The organism is Algibacter sp. L4_22 (genome assembly GCF_023473045.1).
Taxonomy (GTDB): Bacteria; Bacteroidota; Bacteroidia; order Flavobacteriales; family Flavobacteriaceae; genus Algibacter.
In genome coordinates, this window is record NZ_JAMCOK010000001.1 from 559,691 (window position 1) to 579,109 (window position 19,419).

Genomic DNA, 19,419 nt, shown 5'->3' on the forward strand with positions numbered 1-19,419 from the left:
ACAGAAAATTGTTTTCAATATATTTAGAGTCTTATTTTATCAAAAGAACCTTTTTGTTGTAGAGTAAAAACAAAGAAATATCGTACTTTTGCCTAACGACCAAAACAATCAATTTTGGTGATTTAAGCGTATAAGTGATATTAGTTTTTTTGAGAAGTATTCTATTCTCAATAATTAAGTAGTTTTAAAATATTAACAAAATTGTAATTAACAAAAGAAATGTTTGATTTAACGGGAAAATCTATTTTAATAACAGGAGGAACGGGTTCTCTTGGGAAGGCGCTTACGTCTCATATCCTAAATAAATATCCAGAAACGAGAAGATTAATTATTTATTCAAGAGATGAACAAAAACAATTTCAAATGGCTCAAGAATATTCCCCAAAGGATTATCCGCAAATACGTTATTTTATTGGGGATGTTAGAGATAAGGAACGATTAATTAGAGCTTTTCAAGGTGTTGATTATGTTATTCATGCAGCAGCAATGAAACATGTGCATATTGCAGAATATAATCCAGACGAGTGTATAAAAACAAATATAGGTGGAGCTGAAAATGTTGTAGAAGCTTGTTTACAAACAAAAGTAGAACGTGTTGTCGCTCTCTCAACAGATAAGGCTTGTGCTCCAATTAATTTGTATGGAGCAACGAAGCTAACATCAGATAAGTTGTTTATAGCCGCCAATAATATTAAAGGTGATAAACCGATACAATTTTCAGTAGTGCGTTATGGAAACGTTATGGGGTCTAATGGTTCTGTAATACCATTTTTTATTAATAAGAAAAATGTAGAAAATAAGTTACCTATAACAGACCCTAATATGACCCGCTTTAATATCTCATTACAAGGCGGTGTAGATATGGTAATGCATGCTTTAGAACATGCATGGGGAGGTGAGTTATTTGTACCTAAAATACCATCATACAAAATAATGGATGTTGCAAATGCAATAGGTCCAAATTGTGATAAACCTGTTGTGGGTATCCGCCCCGGAGAAAAAGTACACGAAGAAATGATTACACCTTCAGACTCGTTTTATACTTATGATTTGGGGAAATATTATACTATTTTACCAGCAACACATTCTTGGAAATTAGATGATTATATTAGTGAATTTAAAGCTGAAAAAGTTGAATTAGGATTTAGTTATAATTCGGGAGATAATACAGAATGGGAAACTGTTGAAACGTTAAGAAGCCTAATAAAACAACACGTTGACATTAATTTCGAAGCATAATGAAAGATATACCGTACGGAAGGCAACATATCGATCAAGATGATATTGATACAGTAGTGTCTACGCTGAAAGCAGATTTTTTAACTCAAGGACCAAAGGTTAAAGAGTTTGAAGATAAGTTTGCCGAATACGTTGGCGCAAAATACGCAGTAGCAGTAAACAATGCAACCTCTGGGTTGCATTTAGCTGTTTTAGCCTTAGGTTTAAAAGAAGGTGAGCGTGTTATAACAACACCAATAACTTTTGCAGCATCAGCAAACTGTGTAAGATATGCAGGAGGCGAGGTTTGGTTTGCAGACATAGACCCAGATTCTTACGTACTGTCTTTTGAAAGCACCAAAACACTTATTGAAAGCAAACCAAAAGGGTTCTTTAAAGGAATAATTCCAGTAGATTTTGCAGGCTTACCTGTAAACCTAGAAGCCTTTAGAGACCTTGCCAATAAACACGATTTATGGATTATTGAAGATGCTTGTCATGCTCCTGGAGGATATTTTACAGATTCTAAAGGTGTTAAGCAAATGTGTGGTAATGGTAATTATGCAGATATAGGCATATTTTCTTTTCACCCAGTAAAACATATTGCTTGTGGAGAAGGAGGAATGGTAACAACAAATTCTGAAGAACTATATAAAAAGCTAGCATCACTCAGAACACACGGAATAACCAAAGAAAACATGGCAGAAAACCATGGAGGATGGTTTTACGAAATGCAAGAATTAGGGTATAATTACAGACTTACAGATATTCAATCTGCATTAGGTATTACACAGTTAGCAAAAAATAAAGTAGGTGTAGAAAGGCGAAACGAAATAGCTACTAATTATAAGAAAGCATTTAAAGGTAAAATAAAATGCCAAAGCCTATCAAAAGGAGATTTAAATGCGCACCACTTATTTGTTATTGAAGTTGAAGACAGAAAAGGATTATATGACTTTTTAAGAACATATAAAATCTATGCACAAATACATTATATTCCTGTACACACATTACCTTATTATAAACAGATTGGGTATGGTAGTGCCGGTTTAAATAACTCAGAAAACTACTATTCCAAATGTATTAGCTTACCAATGTATCCGAGCTTAACAAACGAAGAGCAAAATTTTGTAATGGAAAAAGTATTAAATTACATCAATGGCTAATTTAGCAATTATACCTGCAAGGGGAGGAAGTAAACGCATACCAAGAAAGAATATTAAACACTTTTTAGGCAAACCTATTATTGCATATTCTATAGAGGCTGCACTAAAAAGCGGCCTTTTTGATGAAGTAATAGTTTCTACAGACGATGCAGAAATAGCAAATGTTGCAGAACAATATGGTGCTAAAATAGTATTAAGATCTCAAAAAAATTCTGATGATTTTGCAACATTAGCAGATGTAATAGAAGAGGTGAAAAATCAATACATTAGTAATAAAATAGTGTTTGATTCAATCTGCTGTATTTTAGCAACAGCTCCTTTAATAACACCAGATATTATAAAAAAAGGATATACCAATTTGGAGGAAAACAATGCCGACTCTGTTCGGCCGGTAGTAAGGTTTGCTTACCCAATTCAAAGAGCTTTTAAACTGGATGAGGGTAAAGTTTCGTTTATTAATAAAGAACACGCAAGTACAAGGTCTCAAGATTTAGAACCAGCGTTTTTTGATTCTGGAATGTTTTATTGGATGAGGTTTGAACTTGGATTAAAAGGAACTAATAGATATGCTTTTGAGATTGCAGAAATGCAAGCTCAAGATATAGATACGTTAGAAGATTGGCAGATGGCAGAATTAAAATATAAACTAAATAATCAATAAATGGAATCCTATTTTTTTGTACCCGCTTCAAAAATGAATAAGATTCAGGAACTAAGTAAATTAAAAATAAATACGTTTATTATAGATTTTGAAGACGCTATAAAAGCCTCTCAAAGAAACGATTTTTTTTTAGAATTAGATAACTTAGAAAATGCTAAAGATTATTATTTAAGAGTGCCGTTACATGCTTTAAGTAAAGCAGACGAATTAAATTTAACATTAATACATAAATTTATTAAACAAGGATTCACAAAGTTTGTGTTTCCAAAAATAAGCTCTACTAATCAACTAGAAGACGTTTTAAAACAACTTAAAACAGATGTTTTGGAAATAATACTATTGGTAGAAACCCCAAAATTTTACTTACAATTACAATCAACTATTTTTAAATATTCTAATAAATTAACAGGTATTGGTTTAGGAAGTCATGATTTTATGTCCGTAGTCGGAGGAAAACATACATTAAAAAATCTTGAAGTTGTAAGACAAAATATTTTATATTTAGCTAAATCATGCAATTTAAATTCAATAGACATAGCTTCAATGGATATAAATGATGATGAAAGTTTTAAAAAAGAAGTAGTAGATGGATTTAATAAAGGGTATGATGCTAAATTTATTATTCATCCAAAACAGTTGAAAATAATTAATAGTATTCAGTTTTATTCTGAAGAGGAATATAAACAGGCCTTAAAAATAGAAGAAGAACTGTCTAAATTAGAAAATAAAAAGGAGTTTAATCCAATAGTTATTGATGGTAAAATTATTGAACAGCCACACATAAATAGAGCAAAACAGATTTTAAAAAACTATAAAAAATAATATGAAAGCGTTTGAATTAGGTCATTATTTTGAAGATTTTATAGTAGGAGAAGTTGTACAACACAGCACATCAAAAACCATTTTTGAAAGTGATAACAATCTTTTTAGCCTATTAACAATGAACCATCATCCTGTTCATACCAATTTAGATTTTGTGAAAGATCATCAACACAAACAAATACTTGTAGTTGGAACATTGGTATTTAGTCTTGTAGTAGGTATGACAGTGCCAGATATTAGTGGAAAAGCAGTTGCTAATTTAGAATACGAAGCTATAAAACATTTAGGGCCAGTTTTTATAAATGATACCATTTATGCAAAAACTGAAGTATTAGATAAATGGGAAACCAAATCTAATAAAAACAGAGGGATCGTATACGTTGAAACAGTAGGATATAACCAGAATAACGAACCAGTCCTTAGTTTTAGAAGAAAAGTTTTAATTCCTAAAAAGTAAAATTATGGACAAAATGTTAATGAGGAGTTTAATGTTTGTTCCTGCACATAGCGAGAAACTTATGGCAAGTGCAGCAAAAATAGATGCAGATATTTTACTGCTTGATATAGAAGATTCTGTGCAACCTTTAGAAAATAAACAGGTTGCAAGAGATAAAGCCATAAAATATATTCAAGAAGGAAAATTTAAAGGAAGACATATTTTTCCAAGAATTAACGATAGAGAAAGCGGGCAATTACTAAAAGATGTTACTCAATTATCTATAAGTGGAGTAGATGGTTTTATGTATCCAAAAGCAAGAACAGGAAAAGATATTTATTTTTTTGACAAGCTTTTAGAAACCATAGAGTATGAAAAAGGAATAGAAATAGGAACCTACAAAATAATACCTTTAATTGAAACAGCTTCAGCCGTAATGAATGTTCAAAGCATATGTTCAGCATCAAAACGAGTTATTGCTATTGCTTATGGTTCTGAAGATTTTATAACAGATTTAGGAGGAATTCACGATAATGATCACCAAAGCTTATTTACACCTAGAGCATTGATTGCTATGGGGGCAAGAGCACAAAATGTAATACCAATAGATACAGTACATGTTCGTGTTAAAGATTTAGAAGATTTAGAAGAAAATCTTAAATTATCAATTAAACTAGGATTTGAAGGTATGTTGGTGTTAAACCCAATGGAATTAGATTTAGTACATAAATACTACTCGCCAACAGAAGAACAAGTAAAGCACTCTCAAGATATTTTAAAATATGACGATGAGGCTAAACAAGAAGGAAAAGGAGTTGCAATAATTAACGGAAAATTTATTGGTCCCCCTTTTGTAGCAAAAGCAAAAAAAATATTATTAAAAAACGAGCTAGTTAATAAAAAGAAATAATGAAAAAACTAATCATTATAGGAGGTTACGGAAACGGAACAGTAGTACAATCAACAGTAGAAGATATTAATGATGTTAAACCAGAATGGGAAATTTTAGGTTTTTTAAACGATAAAGAAAAAGATTCAATTAACGGATATCCTGTTTTAGGTGCAATAGATAAAGAAACAGTAAACAAATATTTAAACGATCCAGACGTTTACTTTTTTTATAGCCTAATATCTGTAAAATTAAACCATAAATTTTTATATAAATTACAAGATTTAGAAATACCTACAAATAGGTTTGCAACCATAATACATCCAACAGCAGTTGTTGCTAAAACAGCAAAAATTGGATACGGAGTTTGTATACAACCATTTGTGTCTGTAGGACCAAATACTATTATAGGTAACTATATTCACATATTTGCACAATCTTTAATAGGGCATGGATCAACTTTAGACGACTATAGTTACGTAGCAAATAACGCATGTATAGGAGCAGATGTGCACTTAAAAGAAGGAGCGTATCTAGGTACTAACGCAACCACATTAGAGTATGTAACATTAGGTAAATGGTCTATAACAGGAATTGGGGCAGTAGTTTTAAAAAATGTAGAAGACTATGCAAAAGTTGTAGGTAGTCCAGCAAGAGTAATTGGGACAACAAAATAAAACTTTTGGATAAGAAAATACTTTTTAGAGTGGATGCCGGTGGAAAAGTCGGTTTAGGTCATTTTTACAGAAGTTATAATCTTGCTTTAGCATTAAAAGACAAAGCGTATTTGGTGACATTTGTTCATGAAAAATCTAACTTTTGGGATGCTATTTCAGATTTTGAATTCAAACATATTGAATTAGATAGTAGTAATGCAAATAACAATATGTTTGATATTTGTTTAAAAGAAAATTATACAATACTCTACATAGATGGTATTATAGAATTTGATAGTGCATCTATAAAAAAATTAAAAGATAAAACCAAAGTTGTGTTTTACCAAAACATAAGCAAATCAAGGCATTTAGCAGATGTTTTTATTTTACCATCAATACATCAAGAAAAACCTTTTTTTAAAAAATTTAGTACAAAAAGCACAAAAATTTTTCAAGGATTAGAATATTTCACTTTTAATTCAAAAATCAGTAAATTAACTACAAAGCAAATAAGCTCCAATAATAGCTTAAAAAACATAGGGATTATATGCGGAGGTAGCGACCCTAAAAACGTAATGCTTTCAATTTTTGAGTTAATAGATTATAAAGAATGGGATACATTAACGTTTAATTTTTATTACGGAGATAATTATATGCACCAAGAAAGTATACCAAAAAGGTATGCTAACAATGTAAGTTTTTTGCCTTATAATGTAAATAGTATTAATAAAAATGATGTTTTAATTGCTGCTTTTGGAGTTAGCACGTATGAATTTATGGCACTAGGAATGCCAATTATAAGTATTGGCCACCAAGAAGCAAACGCAAATGCTTCAAAAATATTAGCAGAAAAAACAAACTCAATTTATCATTTAGGTTTAATAGATTTATTAACCAAAGAGGTATTGAACCAAACAATACGTAAATTTGCATCAAACTTAACTATAAGTCAAAAGTTAAGCGAAAAATCTAAACAAATTTTAGATTTAAAAGGAATAGAGAGAATAGTAAAAATTATTGAAACCATATAAAATGAAAAATTCGGAAGAATTATTTATAATAGCAGAACTTTCAGCTAACCATAATAACGATTTAAATCTAGCACTTAAAACCATTGATGCAATTGCAAAAACTGGAGCTAACGCTGTTAAAATACAGACCTATACTGCAGATTCTTTAACATTAGACGTGGATAATGAGTTTTTTGGACCTAGAAAAGACGGTTTATGGAAAGGAAAAACTCTTTATGAATTGTTTACAGAAGGGAGCTTACCATACGAGTGGCATGCAAAAATTAAAGAGCATGCAGAATCTTTGGGATTAGTATTCTTTTCATCACCTTTTGATAAAGAAGGTGTCGATTTTTTGGAAAGCTTAAATGTTAGTTTATATAAAATAGCATCGCCAGAAATTACAGATATTCCTTTAATAGAGTATGTCGCTTCAAAAGGCAAACCAATGATTATGTCTACAGGTATGGCAAGTCTCTCCGATATTGAATTAGCTGTGAGTACTTGTAAAAAAGCAGGAAACAATGATGTAACATTGTTAAAATGCACATCGGAGTATCCAGCAACGCCAGATATGGCAAACCTTTTAACAATACCAAACCTAAGAGATACGTTTAATGTTAAAATAGGATTGTCTGATCATAGTTTTGGAAGTACAGTGCCGGTTGTAGCGGTAGCTTTAGGAGCAACAGTTATAGAAAAGCATTTTGTTTTAGATAGAGATAAAGGAGGGATAGATGCTGCTTTTTCGATGGAACCACATGAATTTGCGGATATGGTAAAATCGGCAAGAGATGCACAGCAAGCCCTAGGAAAAATAACTTATAATTTAACAGATAGGAATAAACTAAGAAGACGCTCGTTATTTGTTTCTACAGATGTTAAAAAAGGAGATAAAATAACAGCTGATAACATAAAATCTGTAAGACCAGCAGCAGGATTACACCCAAAACATTACACCGTTGTTTTGAATAAAACATTTACTCAAGACGTGAAAAAAGGAACCCCATTAAGCTTTAATTTAATTAGTTAATAATATAATGAATATTTTATTTATAGAAAACAGATATAAGACCTATACTTTTGAAGCTGTAGCTAACTTGCTTAAAAAGGAGGGGCATCATGTTTTTTTTTTAATTCAAAATAAAGATTATACGCCTAAAAGCGACTTTAGTTTTTTTGAGATCCCATTTCCAAAAAAAGAAGATTTAATAAAAAGTTACAAAGTTAGTCAAGATGTTGAAAATGTTATAGCATCTGATAGAATGCAAAATTTTTTTAAAAAGAAGGGGACTAGTTATTTTTATTATTATAATAAAAAAATAGAAGAGGTTTTAGATTCCTGTAAACCTGATTTTGTGTTTGGAGAATCGACAGCATTTCATGAGCTATTAACTATAAATAATTGTAAAAAGAAAGGTGTTTTATATTTACACCCTTCATCTTGCAGATATCCAAAAAATAGATTTGCGTTTTATAAGTATAACACACTCGAGCCTTATAAAGGAAGTAATGAAGATTTAAGTGAAACAGAAGCACTAACTATTATTAATAATATTGTTGATAGATCTGCAAAGCCAGATTACATGAATGTTATAAAGGCTCCTAAACTAAAGGGTATTAAAGATAAGATACGAAAAGTGAAATCCTTTATTGGGGGGGATTCTTATAATACACCAAATCCAATTGTAAAATATAATAGAGAAAAAATAAAACAAAAAAATATTATTGATTGGGATAATTTTGCAGAAGAGAAAATTAATAAAGGTAATAACTTTATTATTCTTTACCCTTTACAAATGCAACCAGAGGCCAATATAGATGTTTGGGGACTCAAATATAGAAACCAATTACAATTAATTGGAGATATTTGTAATAGGCTTCCAGAAAACGTGAAATTAGTAGTTAAACCTAATCCTAAATCTAAATATGAGTTGTCGAAGGATTTAGTAGATTATGTACAAAATAACTCAGATATTATTGCGTTACAACATGCTGTTAAAATGGATGATATTTTGGTAGATTTAGACCTAGTAGTTACTGTTACAGGAACTATTGCGATTGAGAGTATATTATCTAACATCCCGGTAATAACATTGGTTAAAACATTAAATAACGAACAAGAAAACTGTAAGTTTATTGATAATTTGGATCAGATAATACCAATCATTAAACTAATACAGCAAAAACAGTTTCCAAAAATTGATAATACTAAAAAAATAGCATATTTAAATCGATTAAATAAAACGAGTTATGAAGGTCGGGTATCTGACCCATTCAGTTTTGCGGGGTGTTTCTCGGAAAAAAATTTAACGGATATACTGAGTGCTTTTAAACATGTTATTAATAACTAGAATAGTTTGAAAAAAATAATTACATTAATTGCTTGTTTGCTTTTACCTAGCGTCGTTTTAAGGTCTGTTTTAAGGCTTTTAGGGCATAAAATAGGTAAGCGTAGTAAAATTGGATTTTCTTTAATTAGAGTGCGGTCTTTATGTCTTGGAGATGATGTCAAAATAGGACACTTAAATTTAATTTTAAATACAAAAATTGAATTAAGCAATAATGCTAGGATAGGTTATTTAAATATTTTAAAAGGCCCTTTTGCACTGCAATTATTAACAAGAGCAGCTATAGGTAATAAAAATTATATTACAAGAGGTGCTATAGGTTTAACTTATGGTGAAAGTATTTTAAAACTAGGAGAATTAACTAAAGTAACAACTGGGCATCATTTAGACGTAACACAATCTATTCTTTTTGGTGATTTTTCAATTCTTGCAGGCATTAGGTCTCAAATGTGGACGCATGGTTATTATCATGCAGAAACGGGAAAAGATAGAATTAGAATAGATGGTAAAATAAAAATAGGTAATAATGTTTATATTGGCTCTGGATGTATTTTTAATCCTGGAGTTAGTGTTAATAATGCGGTACATGTTGGAGGGGGCAGTACAATTTCTAAAAATTTAATAGCACCAGGAATGTATGTTGGTCAAACTTTGAGGTTTATTGATAATAATTTGGAAAAAATAACAAATAAACTGAATAAAGTAGAAGATCCAGGATTAATTGAACAAGTTTACACTAAAAAAGAAAATGGTAGTTCCTAGCCCAATAAAATTATTGTTAATATCTCTAGTTATTTGGAGTTTTATTTTTGCACAAATCCCTGTAGTATATTTATATAGCGGTAGTGCTTTTTTTCCTGTTTTAACATTGCTATTGTATATAGTGTGCTTTATTCTAGGAGTTTTATCATTAAGAGGAGTGTCAATAAAGAGTATAAATTATTCATCTAATAAGAAGCTTAAGCAAGTTATAGGTTTCTTTTTTATAATTGGTTGTATTGGAGTATTACTTAAAATTTATGTAGGCTTTTTTAAATCTGGAATTTTTGTTGCAGAAGATATTTTCGAACAACGAATAGAAAACATGGGTAAAGAACTATCAGGAGGAGGAGTTGGTGTTCTTGCTTCTATGCTATTTCCTTTTGCTTATGTGGCAATGTTAATGGCTATTTATAATTATAAAATTTTTAATAAATTATTTTTAATTGTTATTTGTTTGTTTGGTTTTTATCCGATGATAGAAACTATTTTCATGGGAGGAAGAACTATCTTGGCATTATTAGGCTCTACGCTATTATTTGTTGCACTTGCTAGCTTTAATAAAAACACTAAAACACTATTTTTTAATGTTAATTTTTCGAAAATAAAATTATTTAGTTTTCCTCGGTTTATATTAAAAAAAACCATAATTATTCCAGTTTTAATACTAGGTATTTTATTTGTTTCGTATTCCATAGATGTTATAAATAAAAGAGTAACACGGTATGGCTATGGAAATACAACGCTTCAAGTTTGGGAGCAAAAAAATTATCAATGGGTAAAATTTGATAAAGATTTTAAAACGGAGTACTTAAGAGCGTCCGAAGATGAAAAGGCAAAAATGGTTGGGTTATATAGCTTAAAGCATTATTTTGCACATGGCATGATTGAGTATGTGCGTCTAGTTAATCACTTAGAAAGTACTACAGGCTATTATTATGGCCAATATGAATTTAATGTGTTTTTTAAATTTTTTAGAAGCTTTGGTATTCCATTAAAGTCGGCAAAAGAGCTAAATGGTATTGTAGAAAGAAAAGCAGTATATCAAACTTTTTGGGGACCTTTTTATATTGATTTTGGTATGTTTGGAGTGGTTTTGATATTTTTCTGGGGTAGGTTTGTTAAAAGGATTTATGTATATGCTAAAAGAGGGAATACTGAATATGTAGTTTTTTATTGTTATTTAGCAACTATTATTGTAACATCAGCTTTTATCAATTTTCTTCTAGGGTCTTCTTCATATTATCTTTTTGCTTTTTTAACGAGTCTTTTGTTTTTCAAATTTTGGCCTAATAATCTTGTTTTGAAATTAAAAAATTAAAAGTGAATAAATTAATAATTTTACAGATTATAGCATTGAGTTTTTTTTCTTGTAAGAAAAAAGATACAGCACTCAGGATATTAGAACCAAAAATTAGCATAAATGTAGATGATACGAAATATGTGATTAATAATGTTTTTTCTAAAGGAGATGTAAGACGATATGGCGTGCTTCCTAATGAGGATATACTCGAAAAAAGATTAAAAAACATTATTGATTTAGCAAGTCAAGGTGTCGTAATCAATTTTCCTAAAGGGCATTATAAGGCTAATTTGATTTTAAAAGGGAAGTCTAATATTCATTTTATATTTAATGACGCTATACTGAATGGGTATGTTAATATCATTGAAAGTAATGATATAGAATCTAGTCGTATTAAGTTTGAAGGTACAATAACTATACTGGATAAATTGTTTATTAGAAAATCGAACAACATTGTATTTGATAATATTATAGTTAAAACAGATACAATAAATAGCCTCAGTAAAAAAAAGAATAGAGGGGTGAGTATATATGCTGGAAGTAAAAAGATTGAATTTAATAATTTAATCATAGAAAATACAGGAGGTACCAGTGATAATTTTTACAAATACACTGCTGCAGCGTTGCAAATCCATGGTTGGAATAATAACCCTAAAAAAATTACGATTAATAATCTTCATATTACTAATTCAGATAGAACAGGACTTTATATAACCGGAGAAGGGCATAAAATAGAAAAAGCTACGATTACAAATTTTGGTTTAGGGAGTATAAAAAACATGTCAGGTTTGAGTGATACCGCTCTTGGAGAAGAAAAAGCGTTTGCAGGAGTTTGGATAAACAAATGTAATAACTGTATTATAGACTCTTTAATTGTTAGTAATATAAAAAATAAGGGCACCTATAGTTTAAATTTAGATGCAGGTAAATATTACGAGCCAACTTTTATTAATAATATTAGTATTAAGTATAGGCAAAGCGCACTCCCTATAAAAGATGTAAAACTTACAAACATACTAGTAAAAAATGAGTTTTAAATTAAAGGATATTATAGCAAAAAGAGAACTTGTTTTTTTTGTATTACTAGCACTTGTTTTTACGACGTTTATTTTTTCGTATGCTTTAAACAGTATCTCTCTGTTTTTATTTATTCCATATTTTTTTTTAGATACCAAGGTTAATATTAAAACCAAGTTTGCACTAATTATAAAGAACAGATTAGTTAGATTATTTATTCTGTTTTTTATTGCTCAGCTTGTAGGTGTTTTTTACTCAGAGCATTTTGATTTTGCAATAAAAAGGGTGTTAGTAATGTTGCCTTTACTATTTTTACCTGCAATATTAAGTGTTGAGTTTTTAACTAAAAAAAAGCAAGATAACTTAATGAGTTTTTTAAAGTATAGCATTGTGTTAATTTTTATTGGATATTTTATTATTCATGTTTTTGTTGATAAGAGAGCGGTCAATACGTTTGTTTACTTTACGATAAATGAAAAGATGCATGTTAGTCAATTTTATTTAATTTTTATTTTAATGTTGCCGATTATGGAGGGTTTAAGACAACTACATAAAAAACATCAAATTTTTGTAAATTTTTTAATAGTTGCAGTAACAATTGGTTTTGTTTTTTTACTAGGTAATAAAACGGTTCTTATTTTTCTTTTTCTATTCACTATAGGGATTGTATACAAGTTGTGGCAAACAAATAAAAAACAATCAATTTTATTAGCGTTATCATTTTTGACTTTAGCTTGTTTTGCATCTCAGATGCCCATAATAAAAAATCGAGTAAATGTATTTTTAAAAACTACAGATTTTAATATGGAAACCATTATTACTAAAAATAGTTTTACTCAAACAAAAAATACAGCTGAGCATCGAGTTTTAATTGATTATTTGGCTATTAAGGAAATTATGGCAACATTACCTTTTGGAGTAGGAACAGGTGATTTTCAAGAAGCTTTAAATAAGCAGTATAACACGGTTAATTTTAAAGTAGCAATTAAAAACAAATTCAATAACCATAACCAATATCTAGCCGAGTTTTTGAAAACAGGAGTGCTTGGGGGTGTTTTATTTTTAATGTTGGTATTTACTTTATGGAAAACAAAAAAGAGTAGAATGGGTTTTTACTTTGTTTTATTGTTTTCAATAGGGTGTTTAGTCGAGTCGTATTTAGATAGGCAACACGGAATTGTTATATTTGCTTGTATTATTCCATTTTTTTTAAATCAAAATAGTAATTCGCTTTCAGCATAAAATTTAAGTAAATGAAAAATTTTTTATTAATTGTTTTTGTAATCGTTGTATACTCGTGCTCATTTGGTCAAAAGTCTATTTCTGAAAAAAAAGAAAAGAATGTAGTTAAGGAAGTCTTCAGTGATTCTATTTATGTTCTAAATAATGAGTATGCTATTGGAGATGCTAGGCGTTATGGCGTAACCGCAAAAACTGCTAAATTGCAACATCCAAATACAGGTAAGAATAGAATTGCGTCTGTTTTAGATTTAGCTGAGCAATCTGGTTTAGAAATTTCATTCCCATCAGGATATTACGGTATGGACTTAACATTAGATTCTAGAAAAAATTTAAATTTAAAATTTAATAGATCAGAGTTTAGTTTAATCCATATTACTCAACGAAAAAAAGAAGATGAAATTCCTGAGAACATTCGGTTAAAAGGAACTTTAATTTCTTACGATAGGTTGGGGATAACGGAAGCAAAAAACATCACTATTGACACGGTGTATTTAAAGACTGATGTTACAAAGAGTTTGAGAAATATGAGAAATAGGGGTTGTCATATTTATCATGGTTGTTCAAATATTAAAATTAATTATTTAGAAATTGATGATTTTGGCTCTGGAGATGCGAGCTATCAATATAATCATGCAGCTGTTGCAATAGATGGTTACAGTAATAATCCGGATAATATAGTTATAAGTAAAGTCTATATAAAGTCTAGTGATAGACACGGTGTTTATATGACGGGAACAGATAATACTATAAAAGAACTAATTATAGACTCCTTCGGAACAGGTAGTTCAGAGTTTATGTCTGGAATGCAAGACGCTAATAATAAGGCAGGAGAAAACAAAGAGTTTACTGCTTTATGGATGAATAAGTGTGATTATTGTTATGTAGACAAAGTAACAATTAATGAAGCTGGAAGTCGCGGTGTAAATACGGTATTTTTAGATGCAGGAGACCCCTTAAAGAAATCAGAGGTATCTAAACTAATAATATTGAACGATAACTCAAAGATGGGTGTTAAAAAAGATGCTAATACTAATATAGTAATTGTTAATACAAAGATTAGTAATTAAATGAAGGCATTTATACAATTTGTAAAAGCTAAATTTTGGTTTTTTGTAACCTTTGTGTTTTCTAAGGGAATTGTGTATTTGGCACCACTAATTTTAGCTGAAATCTTAACAAAGGAAGATTTTGGTATTTTAGAATATGCTTTAGCTGGTTTAGGTATGGTTGTTAACGCATTAGTAAGTATGGGAGTTCCAGGAGGCTACCCTTACTTTATTTTAAGATTAAAAAAACTATCTATTAGAAACGGTTTTTATCTTCACCCTATTTGGCTTCTTTTATTATTTACTTTAAACCAGTTAAGCTTCTTTTTTTTAAGCCTAAAACCCGAGTTGTATTTAGCTTTTAATATTTCATATATAATAGCCAATCAAGTTTTTTATTCCACGCAGTTAAAAAGTCACGAATATTCAACAAAAGCTATTTTTTTAGATTCTGGTGTTTATTTAGTTCTGGCTATCCAAATCGTTTTATTCAAATTAAACCTTTTGGAGCTATCTATTAAGTCCATAAATATAACAATAGCTTTGTATGCCTTAGTATATGGGTTTATTGCCATATATAGGTTTTATAAAGTTAAAAAACATGAAATTACATTTCACTATAAGAGTATTCTCAAGTATAGTTTGAATGTCATGATGGGTACTTTTTTCATTTTTTTAATTACTTCGTCAGGACGCATTTTAGCAGAATATTTTTTTACTTTTGAGGAAGTAGCTGTTTATAGTTTTTATTACCGATTATCTGCAGTTGTTGTCATGATTTATCAAATGATAAGTATTGTTTTTTTTAAGAAGATTTATACTTTAGATCCTAAAATTTTAGATAAGTATTATAGTTTGTTTTTTGTTGGCATCGCTATACTCTCTTTTATTATATTCACGATTTCCCCTTTTATTTTAAACCCGCTATCTTCCTTTTTCAAAGATAACTATATTAAAAATAAAGAAGTGTACTTTTTGTTATCTTCCCAAATGGTAATGTGGATTGCAACAGCTTTAAACTCTAGTATTATAGATAGAGAGAACTTAGCCAAGAAAAATAATGCTTTCTTTTTATCTTTAATTGTTATGTCTTGTGGTAGTTTGCTGTTTTTAAAAGATATACTTTCATTAGAATTACTTGTACTTATACATTATTCTATAATTTTTATAGCGTGTTTAATTCAGTATTTTACTTTAAGTAGAAAAAGTATTTATTTTAAGAAATCAATAACCGTCTTAGTAATAAGTTATCTGGTTTCTTTGGGAGTCTATCTTTTTGTTTTTAAATAATGGACAAAATTATAAAACATCGTTTTTTTTTAGGAAGTATTCTGGTTGGAATATTAACTTGGCTAGTGTTGTATCTAATTTTACCAGTAATCCCAAAGGTTTTACTTCAATTTGAAACAATAACGTTTATAGTGGTAAATTATTTAGCCTTAATTTTGGGTTATTTTGTGTTTAACTTTAAGATAAAATCTTCTAATAAAAAGAAGATAGAAATTCAAATAAAAATATTAATTTGTTTTATTCTTGTTTGCTTTATTTTTAGATGGGTTGATTTGTTTTTTGTTCGGGGATTGTCATTTTTAAACGATTTTAAAACAAACAGAGTAATAAATAAAGTGAATTTTGATAAAACGAATTACCTTTTAATATTAGCGGCCGTTTTAAAGAGTTTATATTTTTTCCCTTTTGTTATAGTTTATTCTGTAAGGACTTTACAAAAAAAGAAAGCGTTGGTTGTACTGGCTTATTTTTTGCTTACATTACCTTTTATTGAAGCTGTTTTAATGGGTACAAGAAAACCGTTTCTCGAGGTTTTTTGTGTTTTGTGTTTTACCTTTTTTTCTTTTAATAGGACAAAGATTAGCTTTCAGAAGATTGCTTTTGCTGTTTTAAGTATTGTTGTCTTATTGACGATATCAATGTCGATATTATTTATAAGAGAAAAAAAAGAAAAAAATAATGAAGAATTTTATAGTAAGCTTTTAAATGTAAAGTATAATGATCTTTTAGTTCCTAATCAAGTAGTAAAAAACTATGTCAAAGATTCAAGTAAAAATGAGGTGTCTAGGTTGCTTTTGGTTACAGGTCTTCATATGGGACAATATTTTTCCCATGGAATTTATGAATTTAATTATGTAATGTGTAGTGATTCTGTACCTTATACAAAAGGAAAGTATACTTTTTTTGTCTTTCCTAAGTTTATAAATAAAACTAATTTATTTGAAAAAATAAGTTTAAAAAACCCTTCTCCGCGCAAAATAGTTTATTTAACCGCCTTTGGTGGTTTATATTTAGACTTTAGATGGTTTTCTATATTGTTTATGCTTTTTTTTGGTGTTTTTCAAAAATATTGCTTTCAAATATCTGTCAATTTTCCTATTTGGAGACCCCTTTTAATGTATATCTTAATAATTAATGTATTTTTGCCGAGCATAAATTATATTAGAGGTGCTGGGATTTATCCTTTAATAAGTTTTCTTTTATTTTTTATTTTTATGAAAATCTCAGTTTTTAAATCTACATGAAACAAGCTTTAATACACGATTGGTACTACATCAGTGGCGGTGCTGAAAAAGTAGTACACTCTTTTAACAATATTTGGGATGATTTTGATCATTTTGCCTTGGTCGATTTTTTAAATGAAAAGGATAGAGCATTTATTTTAAATGGAAAAAAAGCGAAAACTAGTTTTATACAAAAATTACCAACAGCCCGATCTAATCACCGAAAGTTTCTTCAACTATTTCCTTTGGCAGTAGAACAATTTGACCTTAGAGAATATGACTTTATTTTATCATCTTCAGCATCTGTAGCTAAAGGTGTTTTATCTAATCAAAATCAACTACATATTTCTTATTGTCACTCTCCAATGAGGTATGCGTGGGATTTGTACCATCAATATTTAGAAGATGCTAAATTAAATAAAGGTCTTAAAGGAATGTATGCCAAATGGGTACTTCATAAAACAAGAACATGGGATTTTATTAACACGCAACGAGTAGATTATTTAATAGCGAATTCAAATTTTATTGCCAAAAGAATAAAAAAAGTATATGGCAGAGAAAGCACTGTTATTTATCCACCGGTAGATGTTGATAAGTTTCAACTACATGTAGAAAAGGAAGATTTTTATTTTACAGCATCTAGAATGGTGCCTTATAAAAAAATACAACTTATTGTAGAGGCTTTTAATAAATGTCCAAACAAGAAACTTATTGTTGGTGGAGATGGTCCTGAATTTCAGAAAATTAAGAGTATCGCTCAAAGTAATATTGTCTTTTTAGGCTTTGTGTCTAATGAGGTTTTAAGTAGTTATATCCAAAGGGCTAAAGCATTTGTTTTCGCCGCCGAAGAAGATTTTGGAATCATTCCTGTTGAAGCTCAGGCATGTGGAACTCCTGTAATTGCTTACGGTAAAGGAGGTGTTGAAGAAACAGTTATTCACGAAAAAACCGGAGTTCTTTTTAAAAATCAAACGCAAAAAGATATAATTGAGGCTGTTGATTATTTTGAAACACTAACTTTTTCTGCCCAAATGATCAGAGAAAATGCAGAAAGATTCAGTAAGGCTAGATTTGAAAAAGAAATTGAAGATTTTGTAAATAAGAAAAAAGAATCATTTTTTTAGAATTGTTTAAACTTTTTAAGTTGAGTGCATAATCATCTTATTTTATAAAAAAAATGATGCGTTTTTTTTATTTTTGTTTCCAAGGAATATATAATTTTTTATATGAAGGTTTAGCTTATTTAAACGTGACAATTATGTTGTTTTGAATTATGATGTAAAATAAATTGATATTTCGAATAAAATAAATTAAAGTTGTAGTAATTTGAAAAGAATGAAAAAGATTTTAATAACAGGTGCAGCAGGATTTTTAGGATCTCACCTCTGCGATAGATTTATCAAAGAAGGCTTCCATGTTATTGGAATGGACAATTATATTACTGGAGATCCTAAAAACCTTCTTCATTTAAAAGAACATCCAAACTTTGGTTTTATAGAGCATGATGTTACCGAGTTTATAAAAATAGAAGGCAAATTAGATTATATTCTACATTTTGCTTCTCCAGCGAGCCCGATAGATTATTTAAAAATTCCAATTCAAACTTTAAAAGTTGGTTCACTTGGAACTCATAATTTATTAGGTTTAGCAAAGGCAAAAAAAGCAAGGATTTTAATAGCATCTACTTCTGAAGTCTATGGAGACCCATTAGTACATCCGCAAACAGAAGAATATTATGGTAACGTAAATACCATTGGGCCAAGAGGTGTTTACGACGAGGCTAAACGTTTTCAAGAATCGATAACCATGGCCTACCATAGGTTTCATGGTTTAGAAACTAGAATTGTACGCATATTTAACACCTACGGACCAAGAATGCGACTTAATGATGGTAGGGTTATTCCTGCTTTTATGGGGCAGGCTTTGCGAGGAGAAGATCTTACAATTTTTGGTGATGGCTCTCAAACTAGATCGTTTTGTTATGTAGATGATCAGGTAGAAGGTATTTATAGGCTATTATTGAGTGATTATGTAGAGCCTGTAAATATTGGTAATCCACATGAAATTTCTATAAAAGATTTTGCTGAAGAAATAATTAAATTAACAGGAACCAATCAGAAAGTTATTTATAAAGAATTGCCTGTTGACGATCCGTTACAAAGACAGCCTGATATCTCGTTAGCGAAAAAATTACTAAATTGGTCTCCCAAAACCGATAGGAAAGAAGGAATGAAAATAACATTTGAATCATTCAAAAACTTGTCAGAATTAGAGCTTTATAAAAGCGAGCATAAAGATTTTAAAAAACATATTAAAAACTAGGTTGCGTA

Annotated in this window: 19 protein-coding genes; all 19 read left to right on the forward strand. The window is 29.5% G+C overall.

Annotated features, from left to right (window positions below):
- Nucleotides 1-219: 219 nt before the first annotated feature.
- Nucleotides 220-1,239 carry a UDP-N-acetylglucosamine 4,6-dehydratase (inverting) gene (pseB, locus tag M4I23_RS02420; protein ID WP_249753312.1) on the forward strand — a complete coding sequence of 340 codons (1,020 nt, stop codon included), beginning with the start codon at nt 220-222 and terminating at the stop codon, nt 1,237-1,239.
- Complete coding sequence (gene pseC, locus M4I23_RS02425) at nt 1,239-2,384, forward strand: UDP-4-amino-4,6-dideoxy-N-acetyl-beta-L-altrosamine transaminase (RefSeq protein ID WP_249753313.1); 1,146 nt, start codon at nt 1,239-1,241, stop codon at nt 2,382-2,384. Before pseB ends, pseC begins: the two co-directional genes overlap by 1 nt.
- Nucleotides 2,377-3,045 (forward strand): pseudaminic acid cytidylyltransferase, encoded by a 669-nt coding sequence (gene pseF / locus M4I23_RS02430; RefSeq protein WP_249753314.1) that lies wholly within the window; start codon nt 2,377-2,379, stop codon nt 3,043-3,045. The genes pseC and pseF overlap by 8 nt, the downstream gene beginning before the upstream one ends.
- The gene (locus M4I23_RS02435; protein ID WP_262922210.1) at nt 3,046-3,867 is read left to right on the forward strand and encodes an aldolase/citrate lyase family protein; all 822 of its coding nucleotides are present in this window, start codon (nt 3,046-3,048) and stop codon (nt 3,865-3,867) included.
- A gap of 1 nt (nt 3,868) precedes the next feature.
- Nucleotides 3,869-4,324 (forward strand): MaoC family dehydratase, encoded by a 456-nt coding sequence (locus M4I23_RS02440; RefSeq protein ID WP_249753316.1) that lies wholly within the window; start codon nt 3,869-3,871, stop codon nt 4,322-4,324.
- A gap of 4 nt (nt 4,325-4,328) precedes the next feature.
- Nucleotides 4,329-5,213 carry a CoA ester lyase gene (locus M4I23_RS02445; protein ID WP_249753317.1) on the forward strand — a complete coding sequence of 295 codons (885 nt, stop codon included), beginning with the start codon at nt 4,329-4,331 and terminating at the stop codon, nt 5,211-5,213.
- Nucleotides 5,213-5,869 carry an acetyltransferase gene (locus tag M4I23_RS02450; RefSeq protein WP_249753318.1) on the forward strand — a complete coding sequence of 219 codons (657 nt, stop codon included), beginning with the start codon at nt 5,213-5,215 and terminating at the stop codon, nt 5,867-5,869. Before M4I23_RS02445 ends, M4I23_RS02450 begins: the two co-directional genes overlap by 1 nt.
- Before the next feature lie 5 nt (nt 5,870-5,874).
- Nucleotides 5,875-6,879: a hypothetical protein gene (locus M4I23_RS02455; RefSeq protein ID WP_249753319.1), complete on the forward strand. Its 1,005-nt coding sequence runs from the start codon at nt 5,875-5,877 to the stop codon at nt 6,877-6,879.
- A gap of 1 nt (nt 6,880) precedes the next feature.
- Nucleotides 6,881-7,891 carry a pseudaminic acid synthase gene (pseI, locus tag M4I23_RS02460; protein WP_249753320.1) on the forward strand — a complete coding sequence of 337 codons (1,011 nt, stop codon included), beginning with the start codon at nt 6,881-6,883 and terminating at the stop codon, nt 7,889-7,891.
- A gap of 7 nt (nt 7,892-7,898) precedes the next feature.
- Nucleotides 7,899-9,212: a hypothetical protein gene (locus M4I23_RS02465; protein ID WP_249753321.1), complete on the forward strand. Its 1,314-nt coding sequence runs from the start codon at nt 7,899-7,901 to the stop codon at nt 9,210-9,212.
- A 6-nt stretch (nt 9,213-9,218) separates the two neighbouring features.
- Nucleotides 9,219-9,971 (forward strand): hypothetical protein, encoded by a 753-nt coding sequence (locus tag M4I23_RS02470; protein WP_249753322.1) that lies wholly within the window; start codon nt 9,219-9,221, stop codon nt 9,969-9,971.
- Entirely contained in the window at nt 9,958-11,289 is a 1,332-nt protein-coding gene (locus M4I23_RS02475; RefSeq protein ID WP_249753323.1) for an O-antigen polymerase, read from the forward strand. Before M4I23_RS02470 ends, M4I23_RS02475 begins: the two co-directional genes overlap by 14 nt.
- 2 nt (nt 11,290-11,291) lie before the next feature.
- Nucleotides 11,292-12,308, forward strand: a complete 1,017-nt coding sequence (locus M4I23_RS02480; protein WP_249753324.1) for a hypothetical protein — start codon at nt 11,292-11,294, stop codon at nt 12,306-12,308.
- A 508-nt stretch (nt 12,309-12,816) separates the two neighbouring features.
- Nucleotides 12,817-13,530, forward strand: a complete 714-nt coding sequence (locus M4I23_RS19905; protein ID WP_368736171.1) for an O-antigen ligase family protein — start codon at nt 12,817-12,819, stop codon at nt 13,528-13,530.
- Nucleotides 13,531-13,541: 11 nt separating this feature from the next.
- On the forward strand, nt 13,542-14,597 hold the full coding sequence (locus M4I23_RS02490) for a hypothetical protein (RefSeq protein WP_249753326.1): 1,056 nt from the start codon (nt 13,542-13,544) through the stop codon (nt 14,595-14,597).
- Nucleotides 14,598-15,866: a hypothetical protein gene (locus M4I23_RS02495; protein ID WP_249753327.1), complete on the forward strand. Its 1,269-nt coding sequence runs from the start codon at nt 14,598-14,600 to the stop codon at nt 15,864-15,866. It begins immediately after the preceding gene.
- The gene (locus M4I23_RS02500; protein WP_249753328.1) at nt 15,866-17,110 is read left to right on the forward strand and encodes a hypothetical protein; all 1,245 of its coding nucleotides are present in this window, start codon (nt 15,866-15,868) and stop codon (nt 17,108-17,110) included. Before M4I23_RS02495 ends, M4I23_RS02500 begins: the two co-directional genes overlap by 1 nt.
- On the forward strand, nt 17,107-18,213 hold the full coding sequence (locus M4I23_RS02505) for a glycosyltransferase (protein ID WP_249753329.1): 1,107 nt from the start codon (nt 17,107-17,109) through the stop codon (nt 18,211-18,213). The genes M4I23_RS02500 and M4I23_RS02505 overlap by 4 nt, the downstream gene beginning before the upstream one ends.
- Before the next feature lie 211 nt (nt 18,214-18,424).
- Nucleotides 18,425-19,411, forward strand: coding sequence for a UDP-glucuronic acid decarboxylase family protein (locus M4I23_RS02510; protein ID WP_249753330.1), 987 nt, complete (start codon nt 18,425-18,427; stop codon nt 19,409-19,411).
- Nucleotides 19,412-19,419: the final 8 nt, after the last annotated feature.